Source organism: Bacillus sp. B4EP4a, assembly GCF_006680105.1.
GTDB lineage: Bacteria > Bacillota > Bacilli > Bacillales > DSM-1321 > Peribacillus > Peribacillus simplex_E.
Genome location: NZ_VHIK01000028.1, coordinates 65,288 through 82,658, shown reverse-complemented (window position 1 = coordinate 82,658; position 17,371 = coordinate 65,288). Strand labels below are relative to the sequence as shown.

Sequence of the window (17,371 nt, the reverse complement as noted above, 5' to 3'; positions counted from 1 at the left end):
TTCAGTTCACCCCTAGCTTCTGCAATAATTCCGATAAAATGGCTATTGCATTCGTTTTAACATGGATAAAATCTTTGACTCCGGCTTCACTTAGTGTAATCTCCAATTCTTCTTGTTGCTTACCGGCACTATAAATAGTGATTTCAGGGAATTGCTTTTTAATTTCTTTAATGGTTAATGGCGCTAATTCCGAGTAGTCCGCATCACTGCCGCAAACACAATAGATAGGGAGCTTGGTCGCAGCTACATAATCGACTGCTTCCTCAACGGTTTGACACCCCTTACTGCCGATTGTTTCAATACCACCTGCTGCAGCAAGACTTTTTACGAAATCTGCACGAGGTTTATAGGATTTGAGATTTTTCAAATTAATCAAACCAATAGTTGGAGCCGTTCCACATAATTCTTTATACTTTTCACTGCGTAGCCTTATCTGTTCGAACTGAATGGATACCCGATCCAAGTCAAGCGGGGTAATGCCAACCGGCTTCTCCACTTTCATATATGACACATGGTTATTCCGTGTCGGGGTTTTAATCTTGTCAGCGGGATTCGGATAGACATTGGTTCCGATGATGCTTTCTTTTCTGAAGGCCGCATTTTGGACTCTGCCTTGGTAAACTTCAGCTATTTCTTTCTGAAGCGTGCCTTGTTTAATTAGCTCAAGAATCCCTCCAACTGCATCGATTTCAAGGAATTTCGCCCAAACCTTTTCAGCCAATTCATCCGTTAATTGCTCAACATACCATGAACCGCCAGCAGGATCGGCCACTGTTGTGATATTTGTTTCTTCTTTTAAAATCAAGTGAGTGTTACGGGCAATTCTTTCTGAAAAATCATCGGTTTCACCAGTTGCGTGTGTGAATGGATGAATTTGAAGATATTGAATGCCTCCAATAGCTGCAGCGAAAGCTTGATTTGTGGTTCTAAGAATATTGACATGCTGATCATAAAGCGTTTCTGTCAACTCGGAAGTAACGGCATGTATCGCCATTTTAAAATGGTCCGATGCCGTATCGAAAGCTTCTGCAAGTCCTGCCCAAAGCCTTCTGGCAGCCCGCAGTTTAGCGATGGACATGAAGTAATTTGAATCCAAAGCAAAAGAGAATACTATTTTTTCGGAAACCGAAGCAATAGAAAGCCCTTGTTTTTGACCTTCCAATAGATATTGGACAGCAGCCGATAATCCGTAAGCTATTTCTTGTACGGCATTAGCTCCTCCATTATGGTAGACTGCCGTATTAATCAAAACTGTTTTTAAATCCCTGCCTACATTCTGATAGTCTTGGATCGTCTTCAGCCAGTCTGCAAAATAGTTATCCGTATCTTCTGGCAGCTGACCGCAAATGAGCCATTCTGCAATGGGATCTTCAGCAATAACGCCTGTCAATTGGGTATTTTGTGCTTCGGCAACAGCTTTGAATTGAGGGAATAATCCTTTTTGTTTCCCCTTAAGGTCAATGAAAATCGGGATTTCTTTTAATGGGATATCCTTAAACAATTTTTCTGCCCTTGCGCCCTCGGCAAGCAATCGTGCAGGGTATGCCACGACATTTTGACCGCGCTTGAATGAAGCCTTCATCTTTTCATTTGCTTCTTCAGCCGTGATACCGCTTACAGGTTGAACGACAAGCCAAGGTTTTTCGTGATATCCCGTTGGGGACGTTCCTCGGGTGAAAGGGAAAAATCCTGGTAATTCAGCTACTTTTTCCGTTGAATCCGCCTTTTCTGTATAGAGCGGATGTAAAGTGATGCCCTCATATGTATTCGTTTTTAATTTTTCTACACTTTTCCCTTTTAAACTTGCTTCCGCAGCTTCTTTCCACTCTTCAAAAGAAGGCTTTGGAAAGGTTATGTTTTTTACATCTTTCAGTTCCATCTGTAATCGCTTTCTTATCTTCTGCCGCCTCATACGCCCTGTCCTTTCTTTGGGAGAACGAACGCTCAGTCAGTTTTGGATAAGAAAACCACCCTCCCGTCAATTTAATCTGGATTATACTAACATTCTACCATAATTTTCTTGAAATTTAAGACAATAGAAATTAGCAAATCTGTTATTAAGGAAACCACTAGCCTATTTCGCCTTTTTTTAAATCAAGTACAGTCTCTGATCTGTATTAGAACAGCTCTTAATAAAATAATAGCAAAAATAAAATTTTTGTCGATGTTTTTCTACGGAAAAGAGAAATGACAGAGTCTAAACTTTGGCGATCGACTTCGGCATACGCATCTTTCACCAAATCAAAAAGCAAGGGGGAATCAATAACTGCTGGACTAAATGATGATCAGGAACCACCATCATCCCATAGTTATGGTTTCTATCAAATTTTTTTAAAAAAAGGTGATTGGTACGGGTGTGTGAGACTCCAGCGGGAATAGCTTGTCCAAGGAGGGACCCCACAGGCGCCAAGGGCGGACCCGCCCGGGAAATCGAGTGCCTGGAGTTCCAACTAACGTTCAAATTGTACCAATCAAAAAAACTGTAGGCAAACTCGATTTTCATCAAGTTTGCCTACAGTCTGAAGGAATAACCTTCCGGCCTTCCTTTTCTTCATTTTAGTATATGGAAGTGTTATCTTTGGAAATCTTTTCGATGATTTCTTTAACCCTTGCAAGGAATCGTCCGCATACCAGTCCGTCCAAAACACGATGATCAAGTGATAAACAGAGATTCACCATATCTCGTACTGCAATCATATCATTTATGACCACTGGGCGTTTTACAATCGTTTCAACTTGTAAAATGGCCGCCTGTGGATAATTGATGATTCCCATGGACTGGACAGAACCGAATGAGCCAGTGTTATTAACAGTGAACGTACCACCTTGCATATCCTCTGCTTTTAACTTACCCGCCTTTACTTTGGATGCAAGTTCCTGTATCTCCCTTGCTATACCTTTGATTGATTTTTCATCGGCATTTTTAATGACCGGTACAAATAAGGCATCTTCGGTTGCAACGGCTATTGATATATTGATTTCTTTCTTTTGTATGATTTTTTCGCCTGCCCACATCGAATTGAGCTCTGGAAATTCCGTAAGGGCTTGAGCAACCGCTTTTACGAAAAAGGCAAAGTACGTTAAATTATAGCCTTCTTTTTGTTTAAACTCGGATTTAAGATTATCACGCAACTTCACCATATTACTTGCATCAACTTCCACCATCGTCCAAGCATGCGGAATTTCGTGCTTACTTTTCAACATATTGGACGCAATTGCCTTACGGATGCCGGTAACAGGTATTTCCTTGTCCCCAGCCACAGTCGGCACGTTTGTTACTGGACTGGTTTGACGATTAACTTGAGGGGCGATCTCTACAGGAGCTGAATCGGTTATTGCGGAAGGCTCCTCCGCCTTAGGAAGATTCCCTGATTCAACAAGTTTCAGTAAATCTTTACGGGTGATCCGTCCCTCATTCCCCGTTCCTTTAACTTTTGAAAGATCTATTCCATGCTCCTGGGAAAGTTTTAACACAGCTGGCGAATAGCGAGATTTCCTTGATGGTTCGGCCGACGCTTGCTGCACATCTCTTGTAACAGGTGCATCAGCATTTTCCTCACTATGAGAAACTTGCCCAGCATTTCCGTTATCCGTCTTTGCCGCTTCAACTTCAATCGAGCAAATGACTTCCCCGACTGCCAATGTTTGATTCTCATCCGCTTTCAATTCCTTGATGATGCCGGTGAAGGAAGAAGGAACCTCAGCATTTACTTTATCCGTCATCACTTCAGCTAGCGGGTCGTATTTCGTGACATGATCCCCAGGCTTCACAAGCCATTTACTGATGGTTCCCTCTGTGACACTTTCGCCTAGTTGAGGCATCTTCATTAATTCCATAGCCATAATTCGTTCCTCCTTCTTAACAGTCATTAATACTCGGCCAATTCCCTCATTGCTTTTTCCACTTTATCAGGATTCACCATAAATTGTTTTTCCATCGTAGGCGCATATGGCATGGCAGGTACATCAGGTCCGGCCAATCGTTTTACAGGGGCATCCAAATCAAAAAGGCAATGCTCGGCAATGATGGCTGCGACCTCACTCATGATGCTTCCTTCTTTATTATCTTCCGTAACCAGTAATACTTTCCCCGTTTTAGAAGCTGCTTCTATGATAGCATCCTTATCCAAAGGGTAGACCGTACGCAAGTCAAGAACATGTGCAGAAATTCCATCTGCAGCTAATTTTTCTGCTGCCTGAAGGGCAAAATGCACACAAAGGCCATAGGAGATGACAGTAATGTCTTCCCCTTCCCTTTTCACTTCCGCCTTACCGATGGGAAGTACATAATCTTCAGTCGGTACCTCACCCTTGATCAAGCGGTAAGCGCGTTTATGTTCAAAGAAAAGTACTGGGTCTTCATCGCGAATGGCAGCTTTAAGCAACCCCTTTACATCATACGGAGTGGAAGGCATCACAATTTTCAAGCCCGGCTGATTGGCAAAGATTGCTTCAACCGATTGTGAATGATAAAGGGCTCCATGAATCCCTCCTCCATACGGAGCACGGATAACCATAGGACAGCTCCAGTCATTATTAGAACGGTATCTAATTTTGGCTGCCTCTGAAACTATTTGGTTAATGGCAGGCATGATGAAATCAGCAAATTGCATCTCAGCTATCGGCCGAAGCCCATACATGGCGGCTCCAATTCCCACTCCTGCAATTGCAGATTCAGCGAGCGGGGTATCGATGACCCTGGCTTCACCGAATTGGTCGTATAAACCATTAGTGGCTTTAAAGACCCCACCTTTTTTTCCTACATCCTCTCCCAATACGAACACACGGGAATCACGTTCCATCTCTTCCCTCATTGCCATTGTCACGGCATCTATATAAGAAATCACTGGCATTCTATTACCCCCTTACTTTTGTGCATACACATGATTCATAGCACTTTCAGCCTTCGGATATGGAGCATTTTCAGCATAATCGGTTGCTTCGTTTACTATCTTCATGACTTCATCATTCATTTGTTTCTCAAGGTCATCATCCATGATTCCCACTTCTTTTAAATACGCTCCAAATGTCATTATCGAATCCTTCGTTTTGGCCTCGGCCACTTCGTCCGCAGTCCGGTAGCTACGGTCATCATCATCACTTGAATGAGGTGTAAGCCTGTATGAAACGGTTTCTACAAGTGTAGGGCCTTCTCCCCTTCGTGCACGGTCAGCCGCTTCTTTCACCGCTGCATACACTTCCAATGGATCATTGCCATCCACCGTTATTCCAGGCATCCCATAGCCAATCGCCCTGTCGGAAACATTTTCACACGATAGCTGTTTCTCAATAGGAACTGAAATCGCATATTTATTATTTTCACACATGAAAATGACCGGTAGCTTGTGCACACCTGCAAAGTTGGCCCCTTCATGAAAATCGCCCTGATTGGATGAACCTTCCCCAAACGTTACGAATGTCACCAAATCCTTACCTTCCATCTTCCCTGCAAGGGCAATTCCAACAGCATGCGGGACCTGTGTCGTTACAGGCGATGAACCAGTGACGATCCTATTTTTCTTTTGACCAAAATGACCAGGCATTTGGCGCCCGCCGGAATTGGGATCTTCCTCTTTCGCGAAACCTGAAAGCATCAAGTCTTTTGCGGTCATTCCGAAGGTAAGTACCACACCGACATCCCGATAATAAGGCAGTACATAATCCTTTTGCCGATCAAGCGCAAACGCAGCCCCAACCTGTGCAGCTTCTTGCCCCTGGCAGGAAATCACGAAGGGAATTTTCCCGGATCGGTTTAAAAGCCACATGCGCTCATCAATTCTGCGGGACAAAAGCATTGTCCGGTACATATCTAAAACCGTTTCCTCATTTAAGCCTAATTGTTCATGACGTTTTTCTACCATCATAAAACCTCCTGACCTTATTCTTTATGAATGAATGGCACGTCCATCGACAGCAAGGGCCGCCTCTCCGATTGCTTCTGAAAGACTTGGGTGCGGATGAATTGTCTTGCCTATTTCCCAAGGTGTCGCATCAAGCACTTTTGCAAGTCCGGCTTCTGAAATCATATCCGTAACATGTGGTCCGATCATATGAACGCCCAGTATATCATCCGTTCTCTTATCGGCGATGATTTTGACAAAGCCATCCGCTTCCCCGAATACAAGGGCCTTACCAACTGCACGGAATGGGAATTTCCCAATTTTAAGGTCATAGCCCTCCTTGTTTGCCTGTTCTTCCGTCAAACCGACACTTGCAGCTTCAGGGCTTGAATACACGCATTTTGAAATGAGCGAATAATCCAGCCGTTCCGGTTTTTGGCCTGCGATATGTTCAACGGCCGTAATGCCTTCATGGGAGGCAACGTGAGCCAATTGGAGACCGCCAATACAATCACCGATTGCATAGATATGTGATTCCTTCGTTTGGAAGAAGTCATTGGTTTCAATAAAGCCTTTTTCTTTCATAATTTCCGTATTTTCAATGCCGATCCCTTCAACATTTGCTGATCTGCCTACGGAAACCAGCATTTTTTCAGCTGTGAATCCCTCTACCGAACCTTTGACTTCTGCAGATATGGAAACTGAAACATCCGTTTTCAGGGTTTCAGGCAATACCTTCGCACCTGTAACGAATTTGACGCCTTTTTTCGTTAGGAGACGAAGCATTTCACTGGAAATATCATGGTCCTCAGTCGGGATGATTCTATCTGCATATTCCAGTACTGTCACTTCCACACCAAAATCATTGAGCATCGAAGCCCATTCAATGCCGATAACACCGCCGCCTACAATAATCATTGATTTTGGCAGGCTCTCAAGCTTTAGAGCTTCGTCCGATGTAAGCACCAATTCCCCATCAATCGCTAAACCGGGCAGTGTCTTCGGACGCGAACCGGTAGCAATGATGACATTCTGAGGAATGAGCATTTCATTTTCACTGCCATTATTCATTTCCACGGAAATTGTCCCAGGCATCGGTGAAAATATAGAAGGACCAAGTATACGCCCTAACCCTTCATAAACCGTTATCTTTCCTTGTTTCATCAAGTGCTGAACACCTTTATAGAGTTGATCGACCACTTTATTCTTTCTTTCCTGCACCTTAAGGAAGTCTACCTTTACATCCCCGGTAACAATACCGAATTCCTCACTTTTCACTGCAGTCTGATAAACTTCCGCACTCCTTAAAAGTGCTTTCGAAGGGATACAACCTTTATGTAGACACGTTCCGCCGAGCTTTCCTTTCTCCACGACAGCCGTTTTCAATCCTAATTGAGCAGCCCTTATTGCCGCTACATACCCGCCTGTTCCTCCTCCGAGGATAACGAGGTCAAATTCTTCAGCCAAAACCACTCCTCCTCACAAATACATACTATTTGTCACCATTTTTACTTGGCATATGTTTATTACGTTATCCATGTTGAAAATTCCTGTGTTTATTTAAAAAAACACAGGAATCTTTAGCTTGTAAAACTACAATCATTTTCTTCCATTCAAGATATGTTTTTCATTTTGCAAGAATTGGCTCCTTGAATTCCTCATGCGAGCAATTCGCTCCTCTGCCATCCTATCCGCTGCTTTATATGTTGGGATTTGATCGCGTTTTGCAATCTCGATGACTCTTTCAATTGTATCATAAACCGTTTCCACTTTCTTAAGGGCTCTTTCCCGATTATATCCTAAAAGCTCATCGGCCACGTTTATGACTCCACCTGCATTAATAACATAATCAGGTGCATATATAATACCTTTTTCATGAATTTGATCGCCATGAACAGGTTCCTTCAATTGATTATTGGCCGCACCTGCAATGACCTTCGCCTTGATTTGATTGATTGTATGATCATTTATGACAGCCCCTAACGCACAAGGTGCATAGATATCACAGTCTACTCCATAAATTTCATCAGGATTAACTGCAGTCGCCCCAAAGGATTCAACCGCGCGGGCCACACTTTCTTTATTGATATCCGTAACGATCAGCTGGGCGCCTTCCTCATGAAGGTGACGGCATAAGTTATAAGAAACATTCCCGACGCCTTGGACTGCAACCACCTTGCCTTCTAAGGAATCAGTTCCGAATGCTTCTTTTGCAGCAGCTTTCATACCGCGATATACCCCATAGGCAGTTACAGGGGAAGGATTTCCCGAAGAACCGAATGCAGGGGAAATTCCAGTGACAAAATCCGTCTCCTCATGAATGAGATCCATATCCTCAACCGTTGTACCTACATCTTCCGCTGTTATATAACGCCCATTCAGTCCTTGGATATACCTTCCGAATGCACGGAACATTTCTTCATTTTTATCCTTACGGGGATCGCCGATGATGACGGTTTTTCCCCCGCCTAAATTCAAGCCGGCAGCTGCGTTCTTATATGTCATTCCTCTTGAAAGCCTTAAGGCATCTTCAATGGCATCTTCTTCAGTTGCATACGTCCACATCCTAGTGCCTCCAAGCGCAGGCCCTAATGTCGTATCATGAATGGCAATAATCGCTTTCAAACCAGATTGTTTATCCTGACAGAATAACAATTGCTCGTAATCATACTTCTCAAGATATTTAAAAATTTCCATAAAGGAATCCTCCCTAGATGTTTTAATACATGTCAGATATGAGGACACTGTATTACTCCTCATTCTTACTTGTTACTACGTTCATTTTAAATAAAATCCGCTACTAGCATGATATTTTCCCCATGGGGAATGGTTCCCTTTAAAGATCCATGTACTTTTAAATATGCAAATAACATGCCAATAAAATACATAATGAGAGCCTTTTTATCCAAATAAAGGAGATGCTGGTTAATATGTTGGGCAACTATAGACTATAACAAATTCAAAAAAATTTCATGTTAGAAGTGGAGTCTCGCTTAAATTAAAATAAATCAGAAAATTCCACGCAGTTTTTTTCATAGTACGCAAATATTTGCGTGCAAAAATTTTCACAATTTTAGTTTTTCCATTTTGTAATATAGATTTCTAACTGAAATCCCCAGCGCTTTTGCCGTAAGTGTTTTATTTCCCTTGTGGGTATGGAACGCTTGCTGAATGATTTCGGCTTCATACTGGTCTATTATCTCCGAGAGCGGTTTCCCCGATACGTAGCCAGAAGGCTTCATTAATAATTTCTCCTGCTTTAATGGAATCTCTTCGATAAAATCCGGAATATGATGTATATCAATGACCGTCTCGTTCAATTTCATGAAAATGATTGCCCGTCCTAAGATATTTTCCAGTTCCCTGACATTACCCGGCCAGTTGTAAATTTGCATTTTATGTATAGCTGCTGCTGTAATTCCCTCTATGCTCCGTCCATACTCCTGATTGATTTTATTAATCAAATGCTCCGCCAATTCTCTCAAATCTTCTTTTCTCTTTCTTAATGGTGCAATGAAAATAGGCATGCGGTTCAGCCTGAAATACAAGTCTTCCCTGAATGATCCGTTTGCGATGGCCTGTTCAAGATTGATATTCGTAGCGGCTATCACCCGGACATTGATGGGGATCGGCTTCGTCCCCCCCACTCTGATGATTTCCTTTTCTTGTAATACCCGAAGTAATTTAGCTTGGATGTTGGCCGGCAATTCACCAATTTCGTCCAAAAAGATACTCCCTTGATTTGCCTCTTCAAAAAAACCGACCTTTCCCCCCCTGCTTGCCCCGGTAAAGGCTCCTTCATCATAACCGAACAGTTCACTTTCAAGTAATGATTCCGAGATGGCCGCACAATTTACCCGTACGAATTTATTGAATTTCCTATCGCTCGCATTATGTATGGCATGTGCAAATAACTCTTTGCCCGTCCCTGATTCCCCTCTTAATAAGACAGTAGCAGGTGTTCTTGCCGATAATTTCGCCTGTTCAATGGGAAGCTTCATCTCTTCGGAAGCCCCAATTATATCATCAAAGGAATATTTAGCCTGCAACGTCCGGATAATCTGTCTTGCCCGATTCAATTCGTGGGTCAAGGCTTGAATTTCCGATACATCATGAATGACGCCAACGCTCCCTTTCAGGCACCCATCCACAATGATTGGAGCAACATTCACGATCACTTCCTTATGTTTTGGGCCGACACGCATATTGACACCCCGAACAGGCTTTTTTGTTTGAAGCACTTTCATATGCATACTTTCACCTTCGTAAATATCGATGGAAGCCGGCTTACCGATCACTTGGGTCTTTGTTAAGCCGGTGATTCTTGTATATGCCGGATTGATCAAAAGCCCCCTGCCTTGATCATCCACAACAGATATGGCTTCATCACTGGATTGAATGATCGCCTGGAGCATCGTCTGTATCTCTTTTAAATCAGTGATCTGCTCTGCCAATTGTACAGCTTCCGTTTTATTCCTAAACACGGAAAAAGCCCCTATGATTTCCTTATCGGCATTCACAAGAGGTATCCTTGTCGTTATGAGTTCCATCCCATTGCTAAGGGTGATTTCCTGATTCACTTCTTTTTGGTTCGTTTGCATCACTCGCAGCAATCCAGTTGAAGGGATGAAATCTTTGATATGTCTGCCTATCACATCTTCGCGCTTTGTGTCAGATGCACGTTCCGCACTATCATTGAACATGATGATGAATCCTTCATGATCAATCACCACCATTCCTTCACTGGTCGTATTAAGGATCAAGTCCATTTTTGCCGAGGTATTTTCCAATTTACTTATTAATCGATTTTTCTCTTCAAATAACTTAGTCATAATGAGGGCGACACTTCCAGGAATGAGAATCGTTTGTTCGCCCATGTCCCTTTTTATCTTTTTATAGACAGATGGGTCTCCGGTCGTATCAAAAATGATGTCCAAATCCCGCTCCAATCCCATGCTCCAATCAGTCACTGTAGGAATCCTTCGTTCCTTTGCAGCAAGCATCCCTTCAGCGGATTCATTCGTATCAGCCATACAAACAATGGAGAATACTTCACTTTCCGATAGGAGTTTCAACACGGTTGTCCCTCCCACTCCTCCCCCTACTATCATGACCTTTTGCATGAGCCATCCCCCTTAAGATATAATTAACCCTTTTAATAGATCATTCCCTGCAATTTTTTTCATACTCCCAACCATTTTACCATATCGGTACCCTTTAAAAACAGCCGCCAACTCCCAGTCATTATCTAGATTCCCGAAACTTGACAAATAATTTATATCCTTTATCATTTTTTAAAGACGGAATTTTCGGAAGGGATTTGACCGCATGAAACGTTTAATCGCTTTTTTGATTCTTTTTATACCTGGTGCCTTTGCTGCCTATGGCATAAAAATAATGAGGGACATGGTGTTCGGTATTTTACAGCCTCCCTATCCATTCCTTTGGCTGCAATTTTTAATAGGACTGCTCATTACGATTGGCGGAATAGCCTTTATCGCCGGCTTCGTCCTTCATCGAGATCGAAAACAAAATAAGGTCCAAAGCAGGTTCACTAAATTTTAAACGTAAATAGAAGGTGCCATGTATCATATGGCACCTTCTTTCTTTATCTTGATTTCAATCCTTCTCTGATCCGTACGGCTGCCTCGGGAAAATCGGTAATGATGCCGCTGCACCCCAGTTTGAATAACCGCTTCATCTCTGCTTCTTTATTAATGGTATATGGCCGTACAGGAACACCCATACTCTCCGATGCTTGAATTAATGCATCAGGGGCAGCCCTGATATTTGGGTGGATTGCACTTCCGCCTATTGCCTTTGCATATATCCACGGCATGTATAGACAATCCCTATAAAGCGGTGCGGTTTCCAATTCAGGTGCCAATTGATGGCAATTGACCAAACTGTAATGATTGAATGAAGAAAGGATTACCCTTTCCTCCATTTCGTATGTACGGATGAGCCGGATGACTTTCTCTTCTAAGCCTGGATACAGAAAAAGCATATTTTTTAATTCAATATTGCAAAAAAGCTGATTATCGTAAAGCCAAATAAATAGTTCTTCAAGCGTCGGAATCTTTTCTTTACTCAATTTACCCTTATGGGTTGCAGAAGCATTAAGTGTTTTCAACTCCATCAAGGTCCGGTCTTTTACATACCCCGAGGCATTCATGGTCCGATCGAGCTTTTCATCGTGAATGATGACCACTTCTCCATCTTTCGAGAGCTGGACATCCGTTTCAATTCCGTCCGCCCCGACACGGGCAGCTTCTTTGAACGCCGACATCGTATTTTCCGGATGTGTTCCTGCAGAGCCTCGATGCGCAAAGATTAAGGTCATGATGAAACACCGCCTCTCTCAATAATTGTTATATCCCAATTTTATGAACAGAAACAGCAAATTATTTTTATTTAAATCAATCCTTCAATCAAAATGCAGGTGATTATTTTCTGGATAGAATGTTCCTTTCGCGATAATTGTTGGCTCTTTGATGCTCAGCTCATTTTGCAATACATGCATTAAAATCCCTTCGGAAATTCCTTCACTTTGAAGACTCTCTAAAATATTCCCCATAATTACTGAATGGTTCTCTTTCAGGTAGTTTTCTGAACAATTGAGTTTTACACTTGCGGACATTTTATCAGCCGCTATGTCCAACTCCGTAATCGTCCGTCTTCCCAATTGAATTCTTTCCCCGCTTGCCTCTGTCAGTGCATCCTTCAAGTCTTTGACGTTCTCAAGCATGATTTGCGAAAAATCCAATAGGATAGGATTCAACTGAAGAATGGAAAAGCCTTTTTGACAAACGGTGATAAAAACCATATCTTTATCCGCCTCCATTACAAAATGCTCATTTTTTTCATAAACCATTAACTCCCCTCTTTTCGCAGTGGTCATATATACCCATAATTATATATATATCTAAAAGTTAAGGAAAAGGGAGCTATATAACACCTACTTCGTCTAAAATGATTTGTACCGCTTTTTCACAAAACAAAAACGCCTTTTATTTATGGGATTTCCTTCAAAATCCAATAAATAAAAGGCGTTTAATTTTTTTTAACCGGCATAAAAAATTTGAAGTTGCCGATTAGAAAAAATCAAGAAGCAACTTCTTCCTGTCCTTTACCTCCAGACGGAGAGTTCCTATTTATATTTAGCGGCTCTAGCCTTTATATGGTCAATTGTTACCCTGAATCCTTATAACCGGTTTTTCCCTACCCCTGTCAAGAAGCTTTATGTTCGAGGCGCAGCTTATCGGCAACCATGGCAATGAACTCCGAATTTGTAGGCTTTGCCTTAGTCATGCTTACGGTATATCCGAAAAGAGATGATATGGATTCTATATTTCCACGGCTCCAGGCCACTTCAATCGCATGCCGGATAGCACGTTCAACACGGCTGGCTGTAGTATTGTATTTTTTTGCGATATCCGGATATAAAACTTTGGTGATAGAACCCAATAGTTCAATATCATTATATACCATTGATATCGCTTCCCTTAAATACAAATAGCCCTTAATATGTGCAGGCACTCCAATCTCGTGAATGATGCTCGTGATGCTGGCATCGAGGTTCTTCGGCTTGGATTCATTTTGGGGACGATAGCTAAATTGACTATGATTTTTTAAAACCGCCTGCCCTTTACTGCTTACCTGACGTATGTGATTGGCCAGATTTTCCATATCGAATGGTTTCAGGATAAAGTAAGACGCACCCAAATCAACAGCTTTTTTCGTTACATCTTCTTGACCAAAGGCAGTAAGCATAATCACATTAGGCATAGCACCCCGTTTTACTTCACGAAGTTTTTCAAGTACACCTAACCCATCTAAATGAGGCATGATAATATCGAGGATCAATATATCCGGATCAACGCTTTCAAGCATCCCCAAGCAATCTTGACCGTTATGTGCCACCCCAATTACTTCCATGTCTTCCTGTGCAGAAATGTATTCTTCCAGAAGGCCAACAAGTTCTCTATTATCATCTACAACGCACACCTTAATTTTTTTCACGCTTGATTTCCTCCTCAACTACAATTGGTCTTTTTTTCTATATGACTAAATTCTATTGTAATTGAACTTTTCGACAATGGAAACTAAATTCCTTTTATTTTTGAAAAAATATAAGGAATTCAATATTATTCTCCGGATATCTCTTGTTTTCGACTTCGTTTGCTATTCGAATAAAGCGATTGTCGAAAAATCTTCATATCGTTATCATTTTATCACATCGTTACAAAAAAACCTCTATTTTTTGAAGAAATCAAATTTAATTCCTACCCAAAACCTATGCTAACCATAACTTTCCATTAAAAAGGGGCATCCAAAAGGATACCCGGATTCTTAGCTTGCCTTTTCATAATTATTTTTGTCGTATATATTTATACCGGCTTCGTTTAACATCCATTCGATATGGACTCCATACCCACTTGTAGGATCATTAACGAATACATGGGTGACTGCACCGATTAATTTCCCATTTTGTATGATAGGACTGCCGCTCATACCTTGAACGATCCCACCTGTTTTTTGGAGCAATTCTTTATCCGTCACTTTTAAGACCATTCCTTTAATTGCAGGAAACTTCTGTGGTATGGAACTGACGATTTCGACATCGAATTCCTCCACTTCAGAACCATCCACCACTGTAAGGATTTTTGCTGGTCCTTCCTTTACCTCATGGGAAAGGGTGATGGGGAGTGGCTTGTCGTTAATTCCATTTTTAAAATCTTGATTTAATTTCCCAAAAATACCAAAGGGACTATTGCGATTGATATTTCCTATTTTTTCTTTATTAGAAGAAAAGCGTGCCAATTTTTCTCCGGGATCACCATTGCTTCCTTTTTCGATGGATGTGACCGTCGATTGAACAATCTGTCCGTCCTTAACAACAATCGGCTTTTTTGTATCCATATCGGATATGACATGTCCCAACGCCCCATATTTTTTTGAATCCGGGTGATAAAACGTCATCGTTCCGATACCAGCTGCCGAATCACGGATATACAAACCCAATTTGTAAGTTCCTTCATTCTTATCTTTTAGAGGTAATAGGGTACTGTGGAGCACTTCATTATCACGGTTAATGACAAGATTCAACGCCTCACCCTTTTCGCCTGCCTGCTGAACAAAAGGGGTTACATCCCCCATCTTCTTTATCGTCTGACCATTGATTTCTGTAATAATATCACCGATTTCAATTTTCGCTTTTTCTCCCGGTGATTTTTTCCCCTGCGCAGTATCAATAAGATGATGACCTACTACGAGCACCCCAAGAGTATTAAGCTTTACTCCAATGGATTGGCCACCAGGCATGACTTTAAAGTCTTTTAACACCCTGATGTCGACCTTTTTGGCAGGCAGGCCTGCTACATCGAGTAACACTTCATTCGTACCTGGTTTCTCAGCACCAAGCGTAATCGAAGCTTGTTCATCATGAAGCGAAATTCCATCACTGGATCCCGAAGTTTTTGCAGAAACAGGCAATGATTTGGAAATACTATATTGACTTCCTTCAAATAGTACAAGATGATTTGGAATTAAAAAATATTCACGAGATGGCTGGTATAACCCTAATGTTAATAGCGAAACAAGGAGAATTCCACCGATGATCCTGTTTATCCATATAAATTTCAATCCATTCACTCTCCTCGCTCTCTGAAACTTAATGGCTACACCTTTAATTTAGCCCTCATGACAGTCATTTATAACAGGTGCAAAAAATAAAAGCTATCCGTTTTTGGATAGCTTTACAATGAATGCTTATGATTAGTTTAATTAATCTTCTTACCGGCCCATCAAGATGTAATTTTCAGCCTTTTGGCAAGCTGGATTAATTCATTGGCATGTTGTTTCGTCAAATCCGTTATCTCTACTCCTGAAATCATCCTGCCAATTTCTTTTATTTTTTCAGTTTCAATTAACGGCTTTACCGAAGTATTCGTGCGTCCGGCCCTTACATTTTTCGCTATGAAAAGGTGTGTATCCGCCATAGCTGCCACCTGTGGCAAATGGGATATGCACAGTACTTGTGATCCGGTTGCCACTTTATAGATCTTTTCGGCAATGGATTGCGCAACCCGTCCGCTCACACCTGTGTCCACTTCATCAAAGATAATGGACGTTATACCTTGGTGCTTGGAGAATATGCTTTTCAATGCCAGCATGATCCTCGACAGTTCACCACCAGATGCGATTTTAGAAAGAGGTTTTAATGGTTCACCTGGATTGGTGGAAATATAAAATTCCATTGAATCCAGCCCTGACTGATTGATGCCCCTATCTGACAATTCATCGAAAGTATAGGCCGTTTGAAGGAAATGTGGTTCGAAAATTGTCTTTTCCATGTATAAATCTTTTAATTCCTGATGAATCTTTTTGGTTAGCTGCTGAGCGAATTTCTGGCGAAGTTCAGACAGATTCTTTGCTTCGACAATTAAATCTGCCTTGATGGATTTCATTTCCTTTTCAAGCTTCGCTATATGGGTTTCCCTATTTTGCAGCTTTTCGACTTCTTCTTCAATAGCGGCCCCATACTCCAGGATTTCCTCGATGGTCCGCCCGTATTTACGCTTTAATTGATTTATTTCATTAAGGCGACTTTCAATGAATTCCACTCGCTCTGTATCATAATCCAAAGAGTCTAATTGGTCACGGATGTTAGACACGGCCTCCTCAAGCAGGAAGTAGCTATTTGAAACGGTTTCAGAGCTGTTCTTTAAACCTTCATCAAGCCCTGCCGCTTCCTCCAAGTTATTCATGGCTACGGAAAGCCAATCAATTGCATGCTGCTCACCATTTAAAGCATTATAACTGGTTTGCAGCGCTTCATGGATTTTTTCGAAATTATTAATTTTCTTCCGCTCTTCCATCAATTCTTCATCTTCGCGTAATTTCAAATCAGCTTTTTGGATTTCATCGAATTGAAATTGGATCAAATCAAGGCGGTGGACCATTTGCTGTTCATTTTGGCTCAAACCATTCAATTGTTTAGAAGCGGTTTCATAACGTTTATATAGCTTTTGGTATTCAGTGAGTGCAGATGCGATTTTTTCACCGCCGAATTGATCGAGCAGTGGAAGATGGAGTCGTTCGTCCATTAATTCCTGATGTTCATGCTGACCATGGATATCTATCAACGTCCGTCCTATCTCACGTAATGTGGAAATCGTTACAAGCTTTCCGTTTACCCTGCAAACGCTTTTGCCGCTCAGTGAGATATCCCTTCGAAGTATCGCCATCCCATCATTCATATCGATGCCAAACTCTTCCGCTTTGGCAAAGACCGGGTGTTTTACATCTTCAATTTGGAATAATCCTTCTATTTCAGCCTTCGACTCACCATGCCGAATGAACTCTGCAGAACCACGTCCCCCAACCAAAAGATGAACGGCATCTATTATGATTGACTTCCCTGCCCCTGTTTCTCCTGTCAAGACCGTCAAGCCTTTCTCAAATGAAACGGACAGGCTGTCTATGATCGCAAAATTCCTAATCGATAGTTCTGTTAACAAACTAGGTCA

13 protein-coding genes are annotated in these 17,371 nt (G+C 41.8%); 1 reads left to right on the top strand and 12 read right to left on the bottom strand.

The window, feature by feature from the left end; all coding sequences use genetic code 11:
* Nucleotide 1: 1 nt before the first annotated feature.
* The 7 genes from FNK51_RS14980 to FNK51_RS14950 all read right to left on the bottom strand — a co-directional run bounded on the left by FNK51_RS14980 (nt 2) and on the right by FNK51_RS14950 (nt 10,963).
* Nucleotides 2-1,912: a methylmalonyl-CoA mutase family protein gene (locus tag FNK51_RS14980; RefSeq protein WP_141993860.1), complete on the bottom strand. Its 1,911-nt coding sequence runs from the start codon at nt 1,910-1,912 to the stop codon at nt 2-4.
* 644 nt (nt 1,913-2,556) lie between these two features.
* The gene (locus FNK51_RS14975) at nt 2,557-3,843 is read right to left on the bottom strand and encodes a dihydrolipoamide acetyltransferase family protein (protein WP_141993859.1); all 1,287 of its coding nucleotides are present in this window, start codon (nt 3,841-3,843) and stop codon (nt 2,557-2,559) included.
* Between the two features lie 26 nt (nt 3,844-3,869).
* Nucleotides 3,870-4,853, bottom strand: coding sequence for an alpha-ketoacid dehydrogenase subunit beta (locus FNK51_RS14970; protein WP_098369855.1), 984 nt, complete (start codon nt 4,851-4,853; stop codon nt 3,870-3,872).
* A gap of 12 nt (nt 4,854-4,865) precedes the next feature.
* Nucleotides 4,866-5,861, bottom strand: coding sequence for a thiamine pyrophosphate-dependent dehydrogenase E1 component subunit alpha (locus tag FNK51_RS14965; protein ID WP_048679300.1), 996 nt, complete (start codon nt 5,859-5,861; stop codon nt 4,866-4,868).
* Nucleotides 5,862-5,885: 24 nt separating this feature from the next.
* Nucleotides 5,886-7,307, bottom strand: coding sequence for a dihydrolipoyl dehydrogenase (gene lpdA, locus FNK51_RS14960; RefSeq protein ID WP_141993858.1), 1,422 nt, complete (start codon nt 7,305-7,307; stop codon nt 5,886-5,888).
* Between the two features lie 132 nt (nt 7,308-7,439).
* Nucleotides 7,440-8,537: a branched-chain amino acid dehydrogenase gene (gene bcd, locus FNK51_RS14955; protein WP_098369852.1), complete on the bottom strand. Its 1,098-nt coding sequence runs from the start codon at nt 8,535-8,537 to the stop codon at nt 7,440-7,442.
* Nucleotides 8,538-8,905: 368 nt separating this feature from the next.
* Nucleotides 8,906-10,963, bottom strand: coding sequence for a sigma-54 interaction domain-containing protein (locus FNK51_RS14950; protein WP_141993857.1), 2,058 nt, complete (start codon nt 10,961-10,963; stop codon nt 8,906-8,908).
* Nucleotides 10,964-11,168: 205 nt separating this feature from the next.
* Between FNK51_RS14950 and FNK51_RS14945 the strand changes: the two genes are divergently transcribed.
* A complete protein-coding gene (locus FNK51_RS14945) occupies nt 11,169-11,405 on the top strand; it encodes a DUF2627 domain-containing protein (RefSeq protein WP_098369850.1) in 237 nt (78 codons plus the stop codon).
* A gap of 43 nt (nt 11,406-11,448) precedes the next feature.
* Here the strand turns inward: FNK51_RS14945 and FNK51_RS14940 are convergent, their stop codons facing one another.
* The 5 genes from FNK51_RS14940 to recN all read right to left on the bottom strand — a co-directional run bounded on the left by FNK51_RS14940 (nt 11,449) and on the right by recN (nt 17,362).
* Complete coding sequence (locus FNK51_RS14940) at nt 11,449-12,183, bottom strand: glycerophosphodiester phosphodiesterase (protein WP_141993856.1); 735 nt, start codon at nt 12,181-12,183, stop codon at nt 11,449-11,451.
* An 84-nt stretch (nt 12,184-12,267) separates the two neighbouring features.
* The gene (locus FNK51_RS14935; protein WP_141993855.1) at nt 12,268-12,714 is read right to left on the bottom strand and encodes a DUF342 domain-containing protein; all 447 of its coding nucleotides are present in this window, start codon (nt 12,712-12,714) and stop codon (nt 12,268-12,270) included.
* Between the two features lie 356 nt (nt 12,715-13,070).
* Nucleotides 13,071-13,862 (bottom strand): sporulation transcription factor Spo0A, encoded by a 792-nt coding sequence (gene spo0A / locus FNK51_RS14930; protein ID WP_063233099.1) that lies wholly within the window; start codon nt 13,860-13,862, stop codon nt 13,071-13,073.
* A gap of 330 nt (nt 13,863-14,192) precedes the next feature.
* On the bottom strand, nt 14,193-15,485 hold the full coding sequence (gene spoIVB, locus FNK51_RS14925) for a SpoIVB peptidase (RefSeq protein WP_076365437.1): 1,293 nt from the start codon (nt 15,483-15,485) through the stop codon (nt 14,193-14,195).
* A 161-nt stretch (nt 15,486-15,646) separates the two neighbouring features.
* On the bottom strand, nt 15,647-17,362 hold the full coding sequence (gene recN, locus FNK51_RS14920; protein WP_098369847.1) for a DNA repair protein RecN: 1,716 nt from the start codon (nt 17,360-17,362) through the stop codon (nt 15,647-15,649).
* Nucleotides 17,363-17,371: the final 9 nt, after the last annotated feature.

Excerpts from the sequence above, each read along its gene's own strand:
- FNK51_RS14980 (WP_141993860.1), bottom strand. The coding sequence starts at position 1,912 with ATGAGGCGGCAGAAGATAAGAAAGCGATTACAGATGGAACTGAAAGAT.
- FNK51_RS14975 (WP_141993859.1), bottom strand. The coding sequence starts at position 3,843 with ATGGCTATGGAATTAATGAAGATGCCTCAACTAGGCGAAAGTGTCACA.
- FNK51_RS14970 (WP_098369855.1), bottom strand. The coding sequence starts at position 4,853 with ATGCCAGTGATTTCTTATATAGATGCCGTGACAATGGCAATGAGGGAA.
- FNK51_RS14965 (WP_048679300.1), bottom strand. The coding sequence starts at position 5,861 with ATGGTAGAAAAACGTCATGAACAATTAGGCTTAAATGAGGAAACGGTT.
- bcd (WP_098369852.1), bottom strand. The coding sequence starts at position 8,537 with ATGGAAATTTTTAAATATCTTGAGAAGTATGATTACGAGCAATTGTTA.
- FNK51_RS14950 (WP_141993857.1), bottom strand. The coding sequence starts at position 10,963 with ATGCAAAAGGTCATGATAGTAGGGGGAGGAGTGGGAGGGACAACCGTG.
- FNK51_RS14945 (WP_098369850.1), top strand. The coding sequence starts at position 11,169 with ATGAAACGTTTAATCGCTTTTTTGATTCTTTTTATACCTGGTGCCTTT.
- FNK51_RS14940 (WP_141993856.1), bottom strand. The coding sequence starts at position 12,183 with ATGACCTTAATCTTTGCGCATCGAGGCTCTGCAGGAACACATCCGGAA.
- FNK51_RS14935 (WP_141993855.1), bottom strand. The coding sequence starts at position 12,714 with ATGGTTTATGAAAAAAATGAGCATTTTGTAATGGAGGCGGATAAAGAT.